Origin of the sequence: Methanosarcina vacuolata Z-761, from assembly GCF_000969905.1 — an archaeon.
Lineage (GTDB): Archaea > Halobacteriota > Methanosarcinia > Methanosarcinales > Methanosarcinaceae > Methanosarcina > Methanosarcina vacuolata.
In genome coordinates this window covers 1,526,365-1,548,574 of record NZ_CP009520.1, presented here as the reverse complement: position 1 = coordinate 1,548,574, position 22,210 = coordinate 1,526,365, and the positions used below count along the sequence as shown (strand labels likewise).

At 40.3% G+C, this 22,210-nt stretch carries 13 protein-coding genes; 4 read left to right on the top strand and 9 right to left on the bottom strand.

What is annotated here, in order from left to right; genetic code table 11:
- Nucleotides 1-167: 167 nt before the first annotated feature.
- Nucleotides 168-3,068 carry a leucine--tRNA ligase gene (leuS, locus tag MSVAZ_RS06600; protein WP_048119549.1) on the top strand — a complete coding sequence of 967 codons (2,901 nt, stop codon included), beginning with the start codon at nucleotides 168-170 and terminating at the stop codon, nucleotides 3,066-3,068.
- A gap of 292 nt (nucleotides 3,069-3,360) precedes the next feature.
- Here the strand turns inward: leuS and MSVAZ_RS06595 are convergent, their stop codons facing one another.
- Nucleotides 3,361-3,795, bottom strand: coding sequence for a GNAT family N-acetyltransferase (locus MSVAZ_RS06595; protein ID WP_048119547.1), 435 nt, complete (start codon nucleotides 3,793-3,795; stop codon nucleotides 3,361-3,363).
- 690 nt (nucleotides 3,796-4,485) lie between these two features.
- Between MSVAZ_RS06595 and MSVAZ_RS06590 the strand changes: the two genes are divergently transcribed.
- Nucleotides 4,486-5,427 (top strand): hypothetical protein, encoded by a 942-nt coding sequence (locus MSVAZ_RS06590; protein ID WP_048119544.1) that lies wholly within the window; start codon nucleotides 4,486-4,488, stop codon nucleotides 5,425-5,427.
- A 342-nt stretch (nucleotides 5,428-5,769) separates the two neighbouring features.
- Here the strand turns inward: MSVAZ_RS06590 and MSVAZ_RS06585 are convergent, their stop codons facing one another.
- The 3 genes from MSVAZ_RS06585 to MSVAZ_RS06575 form a co-directional block, all read right to left on the bottom strand.
- Nucleotides 5,770-7,116 carry an MFS transporter gene (locus tag MSVAZ_RS06585; protein ID WP_052727906.1) on the bottom strand — a complete coding sequence of 449 codons (1,347 nt, stop codon included), beginning with the start codon at nucleotides 7,114-7,116 and terminating at the stop codon, nucleotides 5,770-5,772.
- Nucleotides 7,117-7,992: an MmRce1 family CPBP family CAAX prenyl protease gene (gene mmrce1 / locus MSVAZ_RS06580; protein ID WP_048119541.1), complete on the bottom strand. Its 876-nt coding sequence runs from the start codon at nucleotides 7,990-7,992 to the stop codon at nucleotides 7,117-7,119.
- Between the two features lie 678 nt (nucleotides 7,993-8,670).
- The gene (locus MSVAZ_RS06575; RefSeq protein ID WP_048119538.1) at nucleotides 8,671-9,039 is read right to left on the bottom strand and encodes a DsrE family protein; all 369 of its coding nucleotides are present in this window, start codon (nucleotides 9,037-9,039) and stop codon (nucleotides 8,671-8,673) included.
- Nucleotides 9,040-10,118: 1,079 nt separating this feature from the next.
- Between MSVAZ_RS06575 and MSVAZ_RS06570 the strand changes: the two genes are divergently transcribed.
- Entirely contained in the window at nucleotides 10,119-10,298 is a 180-nt protein-coding gene (locus tag MSVAZ_RS06570; protein ID WP_048119535.1) for an MM0924 family protein, read from the top strand.
- A gap of 294 nt (nucleotides 10,299-10,592) precedes the next feature.
- On the opposite strand, the gene MSVAZ_RS06565 is transcribed toward MSVAZ_RS06570, so the two are convergent.
- From MSVAZ_RS06565 to MSVAZ_RS06545, 5 genes are all read right to left on the bottom strand, one after another.
- Nucleotides 10,593-11,954 (bottom strand): energy-coupling factor ABC transporter ATP-binding protein, encoded by a 1,362-nt coding sequence (locus MSVAZ_RS06565; RefSeq protein ID WP_048119533.1) that lies wholly within the window; start codon nucleotides 11,952-11,954, stop codon nucleotides 10,593-10,595.
- 11 nt (nucleotides 11,955-11,965) lie between these two features.
- Nucleotides 11,966-12,748, bottom strand: coding sequence for a cobalt ECF transporter T component CbiQ (gene cbiQ / locus MSVAZ_RS06560; RefSeq protein ID WP_048119531.1), 783 nt, complete (start codon nucleotides 12,746-12,748; stop codon nucleotides 11,966-11,968).
- A gap of 123 nt (nucleotides 12,749-12,871) precedes the next feature.
- A complete protein-coding gene (locus MSVAZ_RS06555; RefSeq protein WP_048123762.1) occupies nucleotides 12,872-14,014 on the bottom strand; it encodes a cation diffusion facilitator family transporter in 1,143 nt (380 codons plus the stop codon).
- A 1,369-nt stretch (nucleotides 14,015-15,383) separates the two neighbouring features.
- Nucleotides 15,384-15,719 (bottom strand): energy-coupling factor ABC transporter substrate-binding protein, encoded by a 336-nt coding sequence (locus MSVAZ_RS06550; RefSeq protein ID WP_048119528.1) that lies wholly within the window; start codon nucleotides 15,717-15,719, stop codon nucleotides 15,384-15,386.
- Complete coding sequence (locus MSVAZ_RS06545; protein WP_048119525.1) at nucleotides 15,716-16,411, bottom strand: energy-coupling factor ABC transporter permease; 696 nt, start codon at nucleotides 16,409-16,411, stop codon at nucleotides 15,716-15,718. The genes MSVAZ_RS06550 and MSVAZ_RS06545 overlap by 4 nt, the downstream gene beginning before the upstream one ends.
- A 1,065-nt stretch (nucleotides 16,412-17,476) precedes the next feature.
- On the opposite strand from MSVAZ_RS06545, the gene cobN reads away from it, so the two are divergent.
- Nucleotides 17,477-22,156 carry a cobaltochelatase subunit CobN gene (gene cobN / locus MSVAZ_RS06540; RefSeq protein ID WP_048119521.1) on the top strand — a complete coding sequence of 1,560 codons (4,680 nt, stop codon included), beginning with the start codon at nucleotides 17,477-17,479 and terminating at the stop codon, nucleotides 22,154-22,156.
- Nucleotides 22,157-22,210 lie beyond the last annotated feature (54 nt).

Sequence of the window (22,210 nt, the reverse complement as noted above, 5' to 3'; positions counted from 1 at the left end):
AGATTCAGACTATTATTCAGATTCAGACTATTATTCAGATTCAAACGGTTTATCAAATTCTTTTGGTAATATCAAATTCAGACGGTTTATCAAATTCTTTTGGTAATATCAAATTTAATCGGATCAAATTTTTTCAATATAAGAATAATCAATGGGCGTGAACATGAATGGAGCAGGATTATAAGCCTCACGAGATCGAAAAGAAATGGCAAAAAAAGTGGAATGAGAGCCAGATTTTCCAGGCCGAGCCCGATAAGCGAGAAAAGTTTTTTATAACCATCCCTTACCCCTACCTGAACGGGAACCTGCATGCAGGGCATACCCGGACTTTTACCATAGGGGATGTTGTTGCAAGGCATAAGCGGATGCTCGGGTATAACGTGCTTTACCCTATGGGCTTTCATGTGACAGGTACACCCATTGTGGGTCTTGCCGAACTGATTGCAAATCGGGACCCTCAGACCATGGATGTTTATGAACGCCTTCATGGGATTCCCGGAGACATCCTGCCTACGCTCGATACACCTGAAAAAATTGTTGATTATTTCAAGCTCGAATCAGAAAAAGCTATGCGTAATATCGGGTACTCCATTGACTGGAGACGCAAATTTACAACGACTGACCCGACATATAAGAAATTCATAGAATGGCAGTATATCCGGCTTGAGGAGAAAGGTCTGATCGTAAAAGGCTCCCATCCGGTAAAATGGTGCCCGAACGACAATAACCCTGTAGAGGACCACGATATTCTGCATGGGGAAGAAGCTACCATTGTAGAATATACGCTGATCAAGTTCCGGTATAAAGACATGGTCCTGCCCTGTGCAACTCTCAGGCCGGAAACAACGTACGGTGTAACTAACCTGTGGGTCAACCCTGATGTGACTTATGTAAAAGCAAAGGTCACACTGGACGGAAATGAGGAGTTCTGGGTTGTCAGCAAAGAAGCTTTCAGAAAACTGACTTTTACGGACCGGACAGTCGAGTATATTGAAGACATGCCTGCAAAATCCATAATAGGAATAAAACTCACAAACCCGGTTACAGATGACGAAGTAATTTCCCTTCCTGCATCCTTTGTCAGGCCTGAAAACGGAAGTGGAATAGTAATGAGCGTGCCTGCCCACGCGCCTTTTGACTACCTGGCCCTTCGAGACCTTTATGATGTTGACCTGAGTGAGTACGGGATAACCGAAGACCTCAGGAAAATCAAACTGATTTCCCTTATCAAGGTGCCTGAATTCGGAGAATTCCCTGCAAAGGAAATCGTTGAAAGTATGGGAATTACAAGCCAGAAAGACCCGAAAGCCGAGGAAGCTACAAAGATTGTATACAGAAGGGAGTTCCACGGTGGAGTACTTAAAGAGCTTACAGGAAAATACGAAGGACAGGCTGTCTCCAAAATCAAGGATATCCTTACAAAAGACTTCATCAGCTCAAATGCCGGGGAGATCTTTTACGAATTCAGTGAACCTGTTGTCTGCCGCTGCGGCACTTCCTGTGTAGTAAACATGGTCAAAGGCCAGTGGTTCCTTAATTATTCAAACCCCGAATGGAAAGCAAAGGTCTATAATTGCCTGGACCAGATGCGAGTTATTCCCGAAGAGTACAGGGTCGAGTTTGAAAACAAGATTGACTGGCTTAAGGATAAAGCCTGCGCCCGCAGAAAAGGCCTTGGAACTCACCTTCCCTTTGATAAGGAATGGCTGATTGAATCCCTTGGGGATTCGACAATTTACATGAGCTATTATATTATTGTCAGGTTTATCGAAAGTGGAGAACTGAAGATAGAAAACCTTACCCTGTCATTCTTCGACTACGTCCTGCTTGGAAAGGGCGATCTGGCAGCAGCCAGTGCGGATACTGGCCTCAGTCCTGAGCTTCTTGAAGAGATCCGCAGGCATTTCAATTACTGGTATCCTGTTGACCTGCGTTCTTCAGGCAAAGACCTTGTCCCGAACCACCTGCTCTTTTTCCTATTCCACCATGTAGCCCTCTTTGAAGAGGAAAAGTGGCCTAAAGCTCTTGCAGTAAACGGCTTTGTCTCTCTTGAGGGACAGAAAATGAGCAAGTCCAAAGGCCCGATCCTGACAATGGAAAGCGCAGTCAGCACTTACGGAGCGGACATAACAAGAATGTATATCCTTTCAACAGCCGAACAGACGCAGGATGCAGACTGGCAGAAAACAGGTATCGAGTCTGCCAGAAGGCAGGTGGACAGATTTTATTCTTTTGCAAAGAATGTCATAGAAAGTGGAAAACGTGCAGATCTGAGCACCGAGCTAAAGCAGATCGACCGCTGGATACTCTCGAGGATACAGAACTATATCCGGGATACAAATGCAGCCCTTTACTCTATCCAGACAAGGGAAGCAATCCAGAACTCTTTCTTCCTGCTGCAAAACGATATTAAGTGGTACCAGAGAAGGGGAGGAGAGACCCTGCTCTACTATGTGCTGGATAACTGGGTCAGGCTTATGTCTCCTTTTACCCCGCATCTCTGTGAGGAAATATGGGAAGCAATGGGGCATAAGGACCCGGTCTCTCTTGCCCAGTACCCGCTATATAATGAAGATCTGATAGATGACGGCGCGGAGCTTGCCGAAGAAACGATAAAGGGAACCCTGGAAGACATTGAGGAGATTATAAGGGTAACAAAGATGACCCCGCAGAAGGTCCACCTCTACACGGCTCCTGCCTGGAAAGCCGAAGCGATAAGGTGCGCCTGCGAGATGCAGCTTGAATGCTCTCTCGAAGTAGGCACCCTTATTAAAAAGCTGATGGCAAACCCCGACTTCAAACGCTTCGGCAAGGAGATCCCGAAGTTTGTACAGAAAATCGTTCCGGAGTTCAAAAGCGGAAGCTCAGACAGGTATGAAATCCTTACAGGCCCTGATATTGATGAAAAGGCTCTCTTGAAAGAATCGGTTTCCTTCCTGGAAAAAGAGATTGGCTGCCCTGTTGAAGTCCACAGTGCGGATTCTCCTGCCTTTGACCCTGAAAAGAAGTCAAGGTTTGCTGAACCTCTCAGGCCAGCAATTTACATTGAAGGAAAAAAGAAAGAGTAAAAGTCGATAAATAGGAGAATTTGATCAAACTGCTTTATCTAAAACCAAAAAACCTTTACAACCATAAAAGATGCGAAAAGCACTGAGAAAATGTGCACCGCATCTACTTTCCTTTTTTCTTTTTTGGCTCTTCGTCATTCCTTGTGGATAAGATGATTTTCAATTCGAGACCGCATTGGTTTTTATGAAGACATTACGAGGATATCCACACAAAACAACGAAGAGCCTCTTTTTTAGTAGTTTTTGCACGTTTATCTTTGTGCTCTTTAGTGTCATACCAGGAGACTTTGGGTTATATTTCTTTTGAAAAAAGATATGCCCTCTTTGTGAAGCCGATATTTTCATAGAATTTATGTGCATCTTCACGGTGAAATGCCGAATCGAGTTCGATTAGTTTGCATCCTTTTTTCTTTGCGGCAGCAATAGCAGTGTCTAATAACTCAGTGCCAAGATTCATGCGTCTAAATGATTTGTCGATTATCAATTCATTTATATGTCCTACTAGATCTTCCTGCCAGAGACTCTCTCTAATTATCAAAGAACAGAACCCGACTACCTTATCATTAACTTTAGCACATAGATAGATACTATCTTTAGATTCAATGCCATTGGAAATTATTTTCATTAATGCATTGCAGTTCAATGTTTTGTCGGGCCAAAGTTGCTTAAGAAGCTCGATAATCTCATCAAAATCACTTAATACAACTTCATAGATCTCAGCACTCATCTATCCATCCTCCGATTTTGCAACCACAAAAACTTTTGTTTTACGATAACCTTACTTAAATCCATAAGAGTATAAAAAAGGCAGTTAGAGATGCTCCATTATCGGTGTTCTACGTATTTTAGTATCAGAGCTCATCCCAAAACTTAAAATTGCTTCTCTGAATTTCAAATGTTTAATGAACAATCGAGGTTTGGATCATGGAAATGGTTCTGAAACTCTTTTTATGTGAAAATAAAATTGGTTATGGGATGAGCTCTCAGTATTAAAAAATGGAAAGCATGAAGATAAATATCGTCTACCCAGGTCATGGAACGCCGTTTCATATGGCACTATTCACTTTAAGACACTCTCTTAGAGACGGTTATTCTCTATAAGGATTTTCAGTTCCAATTATAGGTTATGGGCTTCTGATAAGTCAACAAAAATTTCTATTACTGTTGGTAGTAAGCGGTAATTAGGTTTAGACTGCCTGTAAAAAATAGGGAAAACGAGTGGATAGAAAACAAGTGGATAGAAACAAGTGGATAGAAACAAGTGGATAGAAACGTGTGGATGGAAAAAATGCTGGATGGTTGGATAAACAGTTCCACTGATCCCTAAAGTCGATAAAATCCAGATATTCGAAAGTGTTCTTCAACTGACCCGACAATGCCTCTCAATAAACAAAAAAGAAATTAGAGTGGAGTGATAATGAAACAGCAAAATATAATTGAAAATGTACTTGAAAAAGCAGGCAACAAAAACTTAATTAATGAACTTACAACCAGGCTGTCACAGTCTGAAATCACCACATTTTTGCTTGTCCTTTCAAAAGAAATGACGAATAAAAATACTCCGAGTGATATATTAAGCAAGTATGAATCCAACAGATTTGTAAAGCCTTCTGAACTTAATCCCATTAAAGTCAAGAAAGTAGAAATTATGATGCTCGAAATGGCAGAAGCCTCAGGGTTTATATCAGTTTTACTTTCTCCTGCAAGCCTTTTGGGGAGCTGTTCTGTTATAGCTAAAGTTGATCAAAACAATGTTATCTCCGCAACAAGAGGATTGGAGCTAATTGCAGACAGCACCAATATGCTCGCCATATACCTTGCAAATGGAATAAAGAATAAAACCATTGATAACACAAAAAGTCCTGTCCATTTATCCGCAACCTGCAGAGTTACTCGCGGACAAATGTATAAGACTGACGAATTTGTTCCTCATTTTAGCTTGTTTACTATTGTTAGTTCTGGCAAAAACAGAGGGTCTTATGGTTTTGAAAAGGATGCAATAGCCAGACATATGCAGTTTTATATAAACTATTTCGAAGAGAAATTAGGGCATAAACTCACAGTAACTCTGAACGTAAGAAATGGCTATACTGATAAAATTGGATTTATTGATAGAATTCATTGCCATCTTCGCGAGATATATCCATATACTGATTTTATAATGAATGTAGAAGAAACTGAAAACAGTTACTATCAAGGTATTAATTTCAAGATTACTGTTGAAGGTATAGAACTTGTAGACGGTGGCTTCGTTGACTGGACACAGAAGTTACTTGGCAATAAAAAAGAACGCTTACTAATCAGTGGAACAGGAATTGACTTACAGCTTATTACTGGAATGCTGGACAAGATAATTTGATAGTTTGGTAACTGAGACTTGTAACGCATTTTCCGCAGTAAAATTTACAGATTTTGTATTTATTAAAAAATCATGCGGGTACTTTTAATAAAATTTCTACCATTTGTGAGGATTTCCGTCATTGATCCCCCTAAAAGAAGAAAATTACAGGTTTTTTTGGGTCATTATAACATTATCTGCTATACTGGATCGTTCTTGCAAGTCCGCAGCATAAACAGGCAGGAGGTCATTATTGAAGTTTGAGTGAAATGGTTCCTATGGGCCGGAAAATTTTCATAGAGTCCGGAAGCATTTCTCATGAATATTTTTCATGATAAACAAGTGTGAATGCCCATTAATTTATCAGCCTGGCTGAAAGGATAGGTTCATGCCTTGATCCTGACTTTCAATATATTCTAATTTTTTTATTTTTTCGTTTTGCCAGATCAATAAAGCAATCATGGATATCATTAATCCGGAGATTATAAACATAAGGGCAATCCCCCTGTTTTCTCCGGTTCCAGCAATAAGACCTGCCGTTTCAGCCAGTAGACCATCCACCTCTAAAAGAGGGTTGAAAATTTTATCGGCTAAAAAACCTGCAACTGCAAAAGCCATTATGGAACCAAGATAAGTAATCATGGAAATGAGAGACCATACGCGCCCTTGTTTTCTATTGTCAATGTTTTTTCTAATTAAGACCTCAATAGAAGTGTTAATAAAAGGCAAAGTGGCAAAAAACATGAATCCTGCTAGAGTAACAAATATGATATTCTTTGAAAGTCCTAAGTTTGCAAAGAATATACCTGACAGGAACAAAGAAATCGATAATGTTTTTACATACCTGTTCTTGCTGCCAAATACTCCAATAAACAGGCTTCCGATTAGTATGCCTGAAGCACATATTGATTGAGAGATCCCCACTGTTTTTACTGTTGTTAAGCTCAGCAGCAGTGGAATAAAAAGAGACTGAAGCAATCCGACAAAAAAAAGTGTGATCATGGTAATAATAACCAGATTAACTACGCCTCTATTATTAGAGAACTCTTTCATTCCCTCTTTAAGGTCCGCTATGATGTTTTGTTTATGCTGGTCTATTTTTACCTTTCCTGAAATATTTCTTATCCAGATGACAATAGAACTGGAAATTAAGAGAGTGGTGGTATCGATTAAGAATATAAATTTAATATCAATTATTGTTAACAAAACTCCGGCTAAAAAAGGAGAAATTAAATATTGAGCAGAACTTGCTAGCTGCACCAGCCCACTTGCTCTGGCATATTGAGCTTCAGGTAAGAGGTCAGTAATTAAAGCTTTATAGGCTGGTTCCTGAAAAGCCGAAAAAACAGAACTTGTTGCAATCCCAAGGTAAATTTGCCAGAGTTGAATGTTTCCTTTTAGCATCATAAAGAATATGAAAAGAAGCCCAAGAGTTGCTCCTAAGTCTCCTAAAATCATCATTAAACGTCTGTCGTAACGGTCTGCCAGTATACCCCCATAGGGCTTTAGCAGAAAGGGCGGTAAAAAGACACACATTAGTATGAAAACATAGCTGGAAGTAGTATTTGTTTGCTGATATACGTATACCCCTAAAGAGAAAATGGTAAGCCCGGTGCCTATTACTGAGATAAATTGTCCAAACCAGATAAATAAAAATAAGGAATAAAGATTTTTTTGTTCAACCGTCATTTTTTCGGATTCGTCTGTCATTTAGTGAGCCTCAGAAACCGGATTTTGAGTTCCAGGAGCGAGATTTTGAGTCTCAGGAATAGGGCTTACTTTTGAAAAAAACATCTCTTTGTCTAATACAATAATAATAGCAATAATTACAGTAATAACCAGAGTCTCAATGCACTTGGTCGTCTGAGTCATATTCAGTGCTTCCTGGCAGATATTTATGATAAAGTGAAAGAGAATTGCTGCAGGAATACTTTTTCCATTTTTAATGCATATCCAGCTGACAAATACTCCCATAGGGATAATGCCGACAAAAAAGTTCACTGCATACCATATGTTTTCATGATAAATTTCATACTGATAGAAGTTATTGACAAATATCAGAGGAAAGTGCCAGAGAGACCATAGTATACTGAAAATTATTGATGCCATGAAGTAGGTGTGCCGGCTCTGCAAACTGTCAAATGCATATCCCCTCCATCCGAGCTCTTCAAAACATGCGGCAAGCATAAGAAAAACCAACGTAGGTACAGACCCTGTCGAGAAAGAGAAACCATCAGCAAGTTGAAACTGCGAAACTGATCCTCCAAACGAAAGCGAAATGAAGATAGATACGAGAACAGCTAGAGGCATTATCAAGAAAAATAGTGGAAGCATTCCTGGCCTTATTAGCCTGAGGTTGATAAGCCTGTTAATAAAATCCTTTTTTAAATCCGAATTTTTTGACGTAAAAATCATAAAAAACGAGATTATAAAAGGCACTATCAATCCAATAAGCATAAATAACATATAAAGTCCATTTTTTTCATCCTGAAAACTTAGATATGCTCCTGCAAACCAGAAAGCATAAGTTACGATAAAAGTCGCAGCAAAATAGACCTGGGGCTTGTATCTGTAGTCAGAGACCATTTATATATTCCTCCAAATTTAAAAATTCACTGCATAGTTTCTATTTTTCAACTCAATGCAGTCTTGACGCCAAAAGTAACAAATTGCTCTTAATTTTGTTATCTTCGACAAAAAATGTAGTAAATTTCATTAATTTATTGAATTGTTCATAATATATACATTTTTTTATCTGGTGATTATATTGTATTCTGAAACGTGAGGATGAAATGTAAAAAAGCAGGCTCTGATTGGACGTAATAAAAGCAGCTTCTGAGTAAAACATAATGAAAAAAAAATCTCTGGTTGAAAATAATGAAAAAAACCTCTGGTTGGACACAATGAAAAAAACTTCTTATGTTTTGTACATCAAGCTTGCTATTAACCTTATTTAATTGCACAAAAAGCATGATGCACCACTAAAAGTGTTTTGGAAACAACATCAACTAACTAATAATATGCGAACTGCTTTCAGGTCGTTCATTTTTATAAAAAACGCAATATGTCTCAGATCTCGCACACTATTATATCCCTCAACAAAGTGGTAATAATGCATACCCGAAATCCTGACGAACTGACAAAAAATAGATAGGTAGAAAAAATTGACAATACGTTTATAATTAAAACCACTGGCCAAGAATTTATTGTCTGGTTCATGAAGCGACTTTAAGGCATTCCGCAGCTTTTTGGGGAATCTAAGGCTTATAAGGTAATAATTAGCTGGTTTTCTTCTGTGTATCTCAAAAAGAGTTCAGCCACTTCTTTTGAACAGATAAATTTGATTCCAGGGATCAATTCTTCTTTTTTAAGCCCAATCATATCAGAGGCAAGCTGGCAGCATTTAAACTCTACTCCCATGTCGATGCATTCCTGAACAGTAGAATCATATTTTGGTGATCCTCGGTTTTTATCTTTTTTTGCAAGCAGCACTCCCATAGGTCCCCAGAGAATCACCAGTACTTTGAATCCCTTACTCCGGTAATACTTTGCAAATTTGAGAGTTTCCTGCGGGCTGGTGCTTTCATACACCATATTTTTAAGCAGTAATAATACCTTTTCGACTTTTGCCATAGAACTCCAGGTCTAAATTGATACCGGATAGTTATATTAAATGAAAACAAAAATTTTTCTTTTTCATCATTGGATTAAACCTGTGTTTTCAGGAAGGAAATCCGAACGTCCTTGAAACGACGACTAACCATCTTCAGGAAAAAAATGGAAGAATATGAGGAGATTTTGAACCTCATATAGAGGCTCCAACTTTGGTTCTTTCTGTTTCAATGCTTTTTCGATGCTTGAGAAAAAGTTCTGGAACGTTTTTCTCCTGGTGATACTTCTGGTTTATGCCGTTGATGCTGATTTATCAGTACCTTCCAGATAAGTTTTTGAAGCGGTAGTTGTACTCTATTTTTTCAGTTGGGATTAACATATATTTATTCAGGAGGTATTCGGGAAGTTTAAGCTTAATTTTCGTTTCCTTCGTTTCTCAGTAGTCACAAGTAATTAAACTGGCCAATACATTTACTTCCAATCCCTTATTATCTTAGTCTCTTTATATAAATTTAACAAAACTGATAACAAGTTTGAGCTTTAAAGGTAACAGATACTTGATCAAACTCATAAAACAAGAGCTAAATAATTAAACAAGAGCTAAATCATTAAACAAGAACTAAATCATTAAACCAGAGCTCATCATACACGGTATATGTCAATGCAAGTAGATACAGTCAATGCAAGTAGATACAGTCAATGCAAGTAGATACAGTCAATGCAAGTAGACACAAAAGCAATATAGAGATCTCAATAATAGTTCCTAGCTAATTGAAAAGTATAATTTTAGATTGGTTTTCTACAATGAGGATAATAACGTTCCAGATAAACCCATCTTTTGCGCTCTTCTAAAACAAGAAAATTTGATGAAAAATGTCATATAATTATCCTGGTAAAGCGGGAGTCTTAGAATGAATATTCAATGGACGAAAAAACTAACTTTGTTTCAAATATCAACAGACTTGCACCTTTAAAAATCAAATTTAATTTTTAAATACATTTATTACGCATAGATGCACAATTAGTAAACAGACAATGCAGATTAGCCAATGTATTGTCGAAATTACAGCAGATAATAATAAGAAAATGGAGGAAACAAAATGTATCAATGCTTTATAGTGGAACATTATCTTAACAAGGCTGTAGACGTTTACTGCGGTGGGCCAGATATTTTCAAGGGAACCATAGAAGCCTGTGCCGATAATGTTCTCACTCTCAAAAACGACGGAAAGTATACCCATGTAGCTATAGATAAAATAATCGCCCTGTGGCCTCAGTAAATATATAAAGAAATTTAGAGACTTTTTATTTTTCTGTCCTTCTTTTTTATTGGTCATCCAGTGTTTATATGGTTGATATTGCCATGATTAAATATTCAGTATAACAAATACTTGCGTTTTTATGCAAGGAGCGAAAGTCAGCTCCAGTTGCACCGAGGTTCAGACAAAAAGGTCCTGAAAACTACTTTATGAACCTGGGAATAATATAAACCAGATAATAGAGAACTACCGGTAAATTAATAGGAACGTTTATTCTACTTTATTTGGGTTCTAACTACAAGTTCTATTTTGTAATCATACCTCAAACGTTTCAGGGCTGTCCTTAGTCTCTCCGATCCACTGATAATCTTCTTCCCTGTTAACAACTCCAACAGTAAACTCTATCCCGCTTGTCTCCACATACTCCTTTATTCTCTTAAGGGCATGGTCAACCATCCCTCCAGCCGTAAGGATAAGGCAACGTTTTCCACAAAGGGCCGTCAGGATAGTTTTGTCTATAACGCCTGAGGAAACATCCAACCTGATTCCATCATGCTCAGCAAGAATTTTACTTTTTTTACCCATTGCTCCGACAAAGACAATTTCTCCTTCCTTAAGTATTTGTTTTACTTCTGGCAGAGAATAATTATCAGTGTCATAAATCAGGACTCCGCCGGCTTTGATCCCTTTACGCTTTAACTCAACAATAGCCCTTCCGTCTGGATGGATATGCAGCACGGTAGCGTTAACAGCTTCGTAAGGGGACTGAGTCGCATACTGTCCGTACATGATCCCTAAGTTCAGGCTATCTCCTTCTTTGATTCCCGGAGGAACATCAACCCATATAAGGTCAATAGGTTTTAGGGTATTGACAAGGTCAGGGATGGTTTTTGGGGAATTTCCTCCAGATGCAAGCCCTCGTCTTTCGATTTCATGATAGATCTCAAGAGTAGTAGGCTGTCTGAGCCCGGTTTTTTTGAGGAGGTCAAAATCTTTGAAAACTTCTGCCGGAGTGCCCTGTCCTATAATTTTGCTGTTTGACAGCAGGAACACGTAATCAGACCAGCGGTATGCTAAATCCACATCATGAGTAGAGATAATAATGGTGCTCCCGAACTGGTTAAATTCGTTAAGCAAATCCATGATTTCATCCGCGCCTACAGGGTCAAGATTCGAGAGCGGTTCGTCAAGGATAATCACTTCAGGTTCCATTGCCATAATCCCGGCAATTGCAACCCGTTTTTTCTGTCCTCCACTGAGGTGATGGGGCGGCTTATCTTTTAAACGGGAGAGCCCCACCTGTTCAAGGGCTTGCTGTACGCAGGTATCAACTCTTTCTTTTGAATAACCCAGGTTTGCCGGCCCGAAAGCTACATCCTGGTACACTGTAGGGGCAAAGATCTGGTCATCGGAATTCTGAAAAACAATTCCTATGGATTTTCGGATTTCCCTGAGGGATTTTGAATCGTACTTAAAAGGAACTCCATGAAAAAAGACATCACCTTCAGCTGGTTTTAAAGTCCCGTTAAGTAAAAGAAAAAGCGTGGACTTTCCGGAACCATTTTGCCCTACGAAAGCTACCTTTTTTCCTTTTTTGATTTCAATGTTCAGGTCCTGAATAGCTACAGTTCCGTCAGGGTATGTATATTTAAGGTCCCTGGTCTCAAGAATGATCATGATCTATTACCTCAAAAAATGGATATGCTTTTTGTAAAATAAAACAGTGCAAGAGTTGAAATAAAGTAAGCAGAGGTTAAAAGTAATTCTGTTGCCTTTACCGGCCTCTTAACCTCAAAAAGAGTCATTTTTCCGTCATAGCACCTGGAATTCATTGCCAGAAAGAGCTTGTCTCCCTGTTCCCAGGAACGGATGAAGAGAGTGCTTGCAAGCATTCCAAGAGAATTTATAGAACGCTTGAAGTTTGAGTACCCGAGTCTTACAGTCTGAGCATACCTTATGCAAAGAGCCATGTCAAGGAAAACAAAGATGTACCTGTATATAAGCATTGAAAGTTCTATAAGAGATTCCGGAAGCCTGGCAGCTTTGAGTACGGCAAAAAGTTCGATCATAGGGGTTGTCAGCGCGAGGAAATAAAGACAGCACATCCCACTTATTGACCTTGCAAGTACCAGCATGGCAAGCTCAAGTCCATCTGTTCTTACAGAGAGAGGATAACCGAGAAATTTGAATGACAACAATTCAGGCCCCGACCCGGAAAAGAAGACAATAATAAGAATACCTGCAATAGCAAAACCCAGAGGAGCCAGCAAGAGCTTGAAATAAGTTTTAAGAGGCGCCTTGCCAAGAGCCACTGTTGCAAAACTCATACACAATGCTATAAAAACAGGAGGAATTGGGGACGTGGCTGAAACTCCCGCGAGTAGGCCGAATAATACTATCGCCAATTTTAACCAGTTGTTTCGGTGCCTGAGGGGGCTCATTAGGGCATAATCGTCAAGGATATTGGTCATTAGGGGATCCTCTCAAATAAAATTAAATCAAGTTGAGTTGAGTTTTGTTCTATATGATGGTTATTATATAATGGTTATGGTGATCAAGAAACCTGATTATTTAAACCTGCATCTCAGGGGATCTTATTGGGGATAAGCAACTAAAATATTCTTTTGTTTCCCATGTATTTTTTCCGAATTATCATGTCCGCAATGACAGCTTTCCCCTGAGGCTGTAAGTGGATCTACATGAATAGTTGTTCCGGAAAGATAGGAAAAGTTCTCCAGAAGCTTTTCTCTTATCGCGTTAGCAATTTCATGCCCCTCTTCAATAGAAAGAGATGGGGAAACCGAAGCATTGATCTCTGCGTGGAGTTGGTGCCCGATCCAGCGGACTCTAAGGTCCGTAACTTCATAAACGCCTTCAACACTCTCAGCAATATTCTTTACCTTATCGATGATTTCAGGTTCAACACCGTCAAGAAGGCGAGTAAACACGAGTTTGCTTGTGTCAAGGACTATTTTCAGGATTGTTACTGTGATTAGCATACCAATAAGAGGATCAATTATCGGGTATCCTAGCCAGACTCCTGCAGCTCCAATAAGGACTGCAAGGCTGGTAAAGCCATCTACCCTGGCGTGGTAGCCGTCAGCAATAAGAGCTGCACTACCTATTTCTTTCCCGATCTTCATCCGGAACTGGGCCACAACCTCGTTTCCGATACAGCCTATAATTCCAGCAGCAACCACAGCCTGCAAATGATCTATCGGCTGCGGGTTAAAGAAGCGATTTACAGATTCATATCCTGCTACAATCGCACTGAAAAGGATAAGGAAAACGATGATCACGCCTGCAAGATCCTCTACTCTGCCATACCCGTAGGAGAAGCGTTTGCTTGGTTTTCTTCCAGCCAGGGAAAAAGCTATTGCAAGAGGAATTGCAGTCGATGCATCCCCGAAGTTATGGATGGTGTCGGCAAGAAGGGCAACACTGCCTGACATATAAACGATGATAATCTGCAGGACAGCTGTGATCATCAATCCTATAAATGACCATTTGACAACCCAGAGCCCTTTACTGGTAGCAATTACGGAAGGGTCAACAGTTCCATGTGTATGGCTGTGCTTGTGGGAGTGCGTATGGGCGTGAGTACTGGAGTGGTCATGAGAATTAACGTGAAAACTGGAGAGAAAATTGAAAAATCCTTTTTTGCGGATATTCTCATGGAACTGTTCGGAACCGTCCTCCTCTCTATTGGGATAAGGATTAGAATGCTTTTCAGACATAACTGACCTCATAAGTATTTTTATTATAGAGTATATCTTGAAGCCCATTTCATTCCTGATAATCAGAAATTTCCAGAATTGCTCTTTCATGACAAGAGACTCAATTGGTTACCGAAAGGACGAAATTCAAAGAGCAAATTTTGATCAACGGTATGAGCTCAATAAGAACACTTGGAGGCCGTTTTATAAATAGGTATTTATCTTTAGAAAATATTTTTTTATGCTGGGATTCATACGTTTTTTTGGAGAAATGTTATATAAAGGAGCTTTCCATCACGATCAGTTTGTAGCTAACCTTCCCGAAAGAAGCAAAAAATTAGATATTTATTACTGAAAATTAGAGATGGGATATTCCCGTGTATTGACAATAGTCATTGATACTGATTTTTCGTATGGACTGACGAACTCATATAATGCTTCAATCTTTTAGTGCAACGAAAAATTCGAATTTTCAATAAATATCAAAATCTCATTATTACAAATTCTCACAATATAATACAAATTTATGAGGAATTCAGACAATTAATTATCTAATGAAAACAAGTAATAATGAATTATTAAGTAGTATGATGATATCTGAAAAACATATACATGCAAAATAATAACTAAACGGAAGAACAGAGAATACAATTAAATTTGTGTTTTCCTGCCAAATTTTCATAAAATTTCCATTCCGACTCCCCTAAACAAAAACTTTTATATATAATCAATTTTTGCAGAAATCAGGACTGGGGAAAAAGAGTTTCAGAAATCTGTTTGGAAAACTATATGCAAATACTCCGCAGGAAAACTCAAAATTACAAAGGCAAAGATGTATCCATTGACCATCGGTTAAGAAACTTTCTTGCCTGAAAGCTATCGACTTTACATTAGAAGTCAGACTTAAATTTTAGCCTGTTTGCATGAAATCGATACCTTGTTCTATCTAACAATTTGTTAAAACATTAGATAAATGCTGTGAAACGGACGCAATTTATCACGATTCTTCACGTAACTGAAGATGGATGAAGCTGTATCTATTTGGAAACAAAAGACTTATTGAGCTGTGGAGTTGCGTATAATCACAATCCGCTTGAGGCAATTATTACATACGAGGTTTTGCCAAAGTTGACAAAATACGTTAAAAATTAAAATAGATTAAAAATGTTTGGTTTGTGTCCGGAAATTATTGATCAATTCCGAAAAAATAGTAAATCTCCCTAATTTGAGAAAAATAGAACTTCTTTTGCTTGCGGTTTTCAATAACTCAAGCCCATTAACTGAATATTAAAAACTGGAAGAGAAAAACTTTCCTTCTTAGAAGGAAGGAAAAAGAATATGGCAAAGAAAAATGTACAGAAGATGTTTTTAAAATGTACAGAAGATGTTTTTATAGAGATTGCTTTTCAGGTTCACTTCCGGTTTTGAACCCGATTTTTTTTTCATAGTTGTTCTTAGCCCTGTAATAACCAAAGAAGTATCCGAGAATTCCTGCACCTATGGCTGCTTGAAGACCGAAAAGGAGGCTTTCGATTTCCCCGCTTGGAGGCTCCCAAATAGGTTCTGCAATTGGTTTATAGGTCCCGCCAGTAATATCATTAATTGCGTTTTCGGCTTGCCCGTCAGCTCCTCCGTACTCAGCATCCGTAGTTGAAGACATATAAATGAACTGCGCCGCAAAGATCAGGAAAATGGCAAGTACTATAATTTCCAGCTTTCTGCTCATGCAGAAGTCCCCCTCAACTTTTTCACAACTTTATCTTCAATAATTTTCATTTCCACAAGGATGTCACTTTTGACATTAACAACATACTTGAAGAGCAAGGCACTTACGGCACCTTCCATGATTGCAAGGGGCACCTGAGTTACTGCAAAAATAGTCGCAAACTTAGTAAATGAAGCAAGGAATCCGCCGGAAGCTGCCGGAAAAGCCAGGGCAAGTTCTACAGAGGTAGTTACATAAGTAGCCCAGTCCCCAAAGGCTGCAGCGAGAAATACGACAAGATATAAATTAAGATTGGCTTTCATGCCTGCTTTATACACACAATAAGCCACAACAGGACCCACAATGCCCATAGAGAATACATTGGCTCCAAGGGTGGTCAGACCGCCATGTGCCAGGAAGAGAGCTTGATAGATAAGCACAATTGTTGAGAGAACTGCAGTAATAGCAGGCCCAAACATGATCGCACCTATGCCTGTTCCTGTAGGGTGAGAACAGCTTCCGGTAACCGAAGGCATTTTCAGTGAAGAAAGTACGAAAACAAATGCACCTGCGACGGCAAGCAAAGGTAAAATTTCACGTTTTTCTTTCACTAACTTATTTAGTTTGTAAACACCTAATGCAACAACTGGTATTGATATTGCAAACCAAACTATACACCAAATAGCAGGTAAAAATCCTTCCATTATATGCATTGGATCACCATTAAACAGTAAATATAATAATAGTCATTTAAACATGAAAAGTCACACAAGTAAATATTATTGAAGTTAAGACAAGTTAAATTGCGTTGTTTTATATATATAAGTTACGGTAATGGAAAAACAAGAGCGTGAACGCCCCTAAGATTAATTAAAATGTAAGAATGGTTTCAAGATGATAGAAAATTAGAGCAAAACAAGATAACTTGAATTAATAGTCATATACACTTAAAAAATATTTTTGCTTTTTTCAATTTATGCAACCAGGATCTGTTAGTCGTGTCCATGTTATTGCAAAATCATAGTGGTAATATTTATCACAATTTCCAAAAGAAAAGTTTGAATTCAGAAAATATGTAAATCTACTAAATTTATTCGTGTTCTGTTAACAGGTTCGGTTATCAAGTCGAGTATCAAGTCGAGTATTAAGTCGAGTAGCAAGTCGATTATCAAGTTGATTAGCAAGTCAACTAGCAAGTTGATTCGCAAGTAGAGTAGCAAGTCGAGTATCAAGTTGATTAGCAAGTCGATTAGCAAGTCAACTAGCAAGTCAATTAGCAAGTTGATTAGCAAGTCAATTCACATTTCGGTTAATAGGTCCAATGAACAGGTTCAATTAATAGCATTTTATGCCGTAATTTGCACTTTTCCTTTATAAGTTACCTTTCTGGATAACAACTATTACCTAAAATCTTAGTCTTTTATACAAGTAAACTAAAATTGAGCTGAAATTACGTAATAATTTACGTTACTGAGGTGAGTAACTTAAAATTTGTGAGATTATTTTTCTTTAAAATACCTTTTGATTAAGGATATTTGATGATGTTTTTCTTTGGAGTGATAAGTAAAGTTTACTTTATTTATCTGTGCACTATGCGATTTCTCGTTCTTATTGATCTGATTTTTCATGTCTGTTAATGAAGAATTTAAAAGTGAAAGAATAAGGGATTTCTTGCAAGTAGCGCGCAGTCTCAAGATTATTTAATAATATCCTCGCAGCGCGAAAAATCAATTATTTTTTGGAGTGAGGAAAAATCGATTATTTCTGGAGCAGGAATTATGAATGAACAATTGAATAAAGAAACGAACCTTTTGAACAAAAAAACTAAGGTTTCAATACTGGCATTTTTTATGCTTTTAACGTTGTTTTCGATTTCTCCGGCGGCTGGAAGCGGAGATCTTCAGTATGAACTCGTTGCCAGCACAACCAGCGATGCTGAAGGCAATTACCTGCTTTCCGACATTCCCGACGGAAACTATACGCTTGTAGCTCTTTACAACGAGGACAAATGGCGCCGTGCCGATGAACAAATTCAGGTTCAAAACGGAACGGACCTTATAGTGAATCTTGATACCTCAAGCAGGAATATCGATGAAAATGAGTCTCAGGCCCTTCTTGACCTGCCTGTCAGTGAGGCTGGTCTGTCTGGCAGTGCCAGAATCAGTGGACTCACCCGCCAGAAACAGATGAATGACGACCCTATCCCTCTGGGTTCCACAAACGTTCTTTTGTTAAAGGAAACTGGAACAGAAACTCAGGATAATTCCAGCGAGACTCAGAGTAATTCCAGTGAAACTCAGAGTAATTCCAGTGAAACTCAGGATAATTCCAGTGAAACTCAGATTAATTCCAGCCAGATTCAGGATAACTCCAGCCAGGTTGGAAGTAATTCCGGCAGCAGCCAGCACCTGAACATTGCCATTGTGACCGGATACAGGAGCCATGAACTCCCACTCAAAAACCTGGCGGAAGGGATAAACAGTAACAACAGCCTGAACCTTACTCTTAGCTGTTTTATGGCTGACTACGTGATGGAAAATGACGTTGACCTGAGTACAATGGACATAATATACATCAACATGCTCAGTCCTTCGACGGCCCAGAAAATCACACCGACTGTGGACAGTGCAATTGCCAACGGGTGTGTGGTTATTGATGACGATACCCTTCTGAATGAGAGCATCCCTCTTCCTGAAGACCAGATTGAAAGCTACAGGGAAAAACTGAATAACTACTGGCTTAATGGGGCTTACGACCAGGACAACCTGAAAAATCTTATATTCTGCATCGCCAGTGACTGCTGTGGCAGGTCTGACCTGATATATGAGGATCCGCATACGCTTCCAGAAAGGGCGATATACCACACGAACATGACAGGTTACTTTACCGATTCTCTGGATACCTATCTTGCCTGGTATTCAAACAGAAGCGACGGAGGGCATGTATACGACCCTGCAAAGCCTACAATTGCAATTACCATGTACCAGAGCTATTTCCCCTTCCAGATTGAGCCAATTGATGCCCTGATCTCAAAACTGGAAGCAAAAGGCTACAATGTTATTGCTACATACGGATCTGATAACCTTTCCTCCGGCGACTTTTTCAAGCAGGGGGATGAGGTCCTTGTGGATGCAATTATTTCATTTACGTACTTTGGCAACAAGTTTGATGCCGAAGAGCTCGATGTGCCTGTAATCAACGGCATTATTGATAATTACATGAACAGGACCGAGTACGAAGCCAGCAGCAGGCCGCTTCCTTCGGATAAGATGATGAAGCTCGATTTGCAGGAACTCTGGGGAGCTATTGACCCGGTAATAATGGCTGCAACGGAAGTAGATTCCGAAACCGAGACTGAAACTTCGGTTTCCATAGATTACCAGGTAGACTGGCTCGTTGACCGTGTGGAGAGCTGGGTGAACCTCAGTGAAATTCCGGAGTCGGACAAAAAAGTTGCTATAATCTATTATAATCACGGAGGAGGGAAGGATAACATAGGGGCTTCTTATCTCGATGTCATTCCAAGTTTATCCAACCTTCTTGGCGCTATGGCTAAAGACGGATATGCCCTGAATGAAAACCAGACCTTAAACGAAACTGAACTCCTGAATTTGATGCTTACCCAGGGTATAAACATAGGGACCTGGGCGCCTGGGGAACTCCAGAAAATGGTTGATACCGGCAAAGTCGTTCTCCTCCCAGAAAGTACCTATGAGAAATGGTTCTCGGAACTCCCTGAAGAGAGGCAGCAGGAGGTCATTGACCAGTGGGGCCCTGCACCTGGAAAGATTATGGTATGGGAAAACGAGACTGGAAAATACCTTGTGATTCCCAGGATCGAGGTCGGGAAGAATGTGATTCTGGCTCCACAGCCTTCAAGAGGCTGGCTTGATGATAACGAGGCTCTCTATCACGACAATGATTTACCTCCTCACCACCAGTACATTGCTTTCTACCTCTGGCTCCAGCATTCCGAGGAGGAAGGAGGGTTCAGCAGTGATGCCCTTGTTCACTTCGGCAGGCATGGGACTCAGGAATGGCTACCTGGAAAAGAGTTCGGGCTTTCTCGGTATGACTGGCCTTCCCTGATGATAAGTGATAAGCCCGTGATTTATCCTTATGTCATGGACGGGCTTGGGGAAGGAAATGAGGCAAAGCGCAGAGGAGGAGCAGTCATTGTTGACCATCTTGTACCCCCGATTATTTCAGCAGGAAGCTATGGAAATTATTCAAATCTAAGCGAAGCTATCCAGAACTATGAACAGGCCGAGGCAGACGCATCCCTTAAAGCGGCTCACAGGTCTGAAATTTTAAACCTGACTCAGTCTCTTTCCCTGGATGAAGAATTCAACATGACAGAGGCAGAAAACAACGAGACTTATTTTAATACAACTTTCCTGGAGGGGCTTGAAGATCTTCTGGACGAGTATAAGAGTCAGTCCATGCCTTACGGGCTGCATGTCCTTGGTACAAGCCCGAAAGGAGAGCAGCTTGCAGGTATGGTAAATTCAATGCTCGGAACTGACTTTGCTGATTCGGTTAATGAATTCAATAAAACCGAAGGGGCTCAGCTCTATCTGCTTGACCTTGTCCTCAACCAGGGAGTCAATTCCACAGCCGCTCAGAAGCAGGTGCTCGGGAAAAGCAATGAAAACGTCAGTACCTTCCTTTCAAATGCGGAAGACTATGCTGCAAACCTGTCTCTCGGGGAAGAGGAAATCGATCAGGTGCTCAATGCCCTGGACGGCAAGTTTATCCTCGGAAACCTCGGAGGCGACCCTGTTCGAAATCCTGAAACTCTGCCGTCTGGAAGAAACTTCTATGCTTTTGACCAGCGGATAGTGCCGACCGAAGCTGCCTGGACTTTAGGGCAGGAGATGGCTGACCAGATGCTTGAAGCTTATGTTGACGAGCACGGGACTTATCCTAAAAAGGTAGCGTATGTCCTCTGGGCAGGAGAAACCACAAGGCATGAGGGAGTTATGGAATCTGAGATTCTCTACCTGCTCGGGGTCAAGCCTGTATGGAACAGCGGCCGAGTAGTTGATGTGGAGGCTATTCCCATGGAGACTCTGGGCAGGCCAAGAATTGATGTGGTAGTGCAGATTTCCGGGCTCTACAGGGACATGTACCCTGATAAGGTCCGCCTGCTGGACAAGGCCGTAAAACTGGCTTATGCCCAGGAAGACTCTCCCAATTATGTCCGGGAAAATGCTGATGCACTGAAATCTTCTTTGACGAGCGACGGTTCTCTTAATGATAGTGAGGCTCTGGACCTTGCCCTGCTCAGGATTTTCGGGTCTTCGGACGGCGCCTACGGAACAGGCCTTCCCAATGCGATCTCTTCAAGTGATACCTGGGAAAGCAACGACGCGCTTGCAGAGCTTTACATCAACAAGATGTGCAACGCCTATGGAGAAGACGTATGGGGGGAAGACCTGAAGGAGCTTTTCGAAAAGAACCTTGAAGGGGTTGAAGCTACAGTGCACAGCCGGAGCACAAACCTCTACGGGACTCTGGACAATGATGATTTCTTCCAGTATCTTGGAGGTTTGAATCTTGCGATCAGTTCCGTTTCGGAAGGAAAGTACCCTGATTCATATATCACGAACATGCTGACAAACGGGGACGAGAAAACCGAAACCCTGGAAAAGTTTCTTACGAGGGAAACCTACTCCAGATATTTCAATTCAAAGTGGATTGAAGGTATGCAGGGAAGCGGTTATGCAGGAGCCAGGGAAATGTCGGATTTCGTTGAGAACTTATGGGGCTGGGAAGCTACGAACCCGGATTTGATCAGTGATGACATGTGGAACCAGGTGTATAAGACATACGTGGCGGACCAGGAACTAAGCGACTGGATTAAGCAGAATAATCCTTATGCTTACCAGTCCATGACAGCCCGGATGCTGGAGACCGCCCGCAAAGGCAACTGGGATGCCTCTGATGAGGTACTCGAAAGCCTTGCTACGGAATATGAAGACTCCGTAGTCGAAGATGGAGTTACCTGCTGCCATCATACATGCGGAAATCCCCTTCTCAACAGCTATGTATCAGGCATGGTCTCGGTCCCAGGTTTTAGCGAAGCAATAGAAAATGCTACGCAGGAATCCCTTGAACAGGAAGAAACTGAAAAACAAAGCAGCAATGGTGAAAAACACAGTAGTAGTGGCAATAAAGGAAGTTCAACGCCTGTAATTCGGAGTACGGAGAGCAACAATCAGACTGTTGTAGAGAGCGATGCAGGATATGGAATCGATTCTCCCGAACCTGCACCCGAGGTCTCGAAATCAACTGCTGACCCGGATTATGTTGAAGGCTATGAGATGCAGAAAGATTCCGCAGACGAGCCAGAGGATAATGGTTTCTCATTCTCGGGTTCTGATATTTTTGGAATGCTCTTCGTGGTAGCAGCCATTGGTGGAATCTATTTCGGGTTCTATAAAAAGAAAATGTAAAAATATATAGGAAGAATATTGAAAGAGTATTTGAAGAATATTGAAAGAGTATTT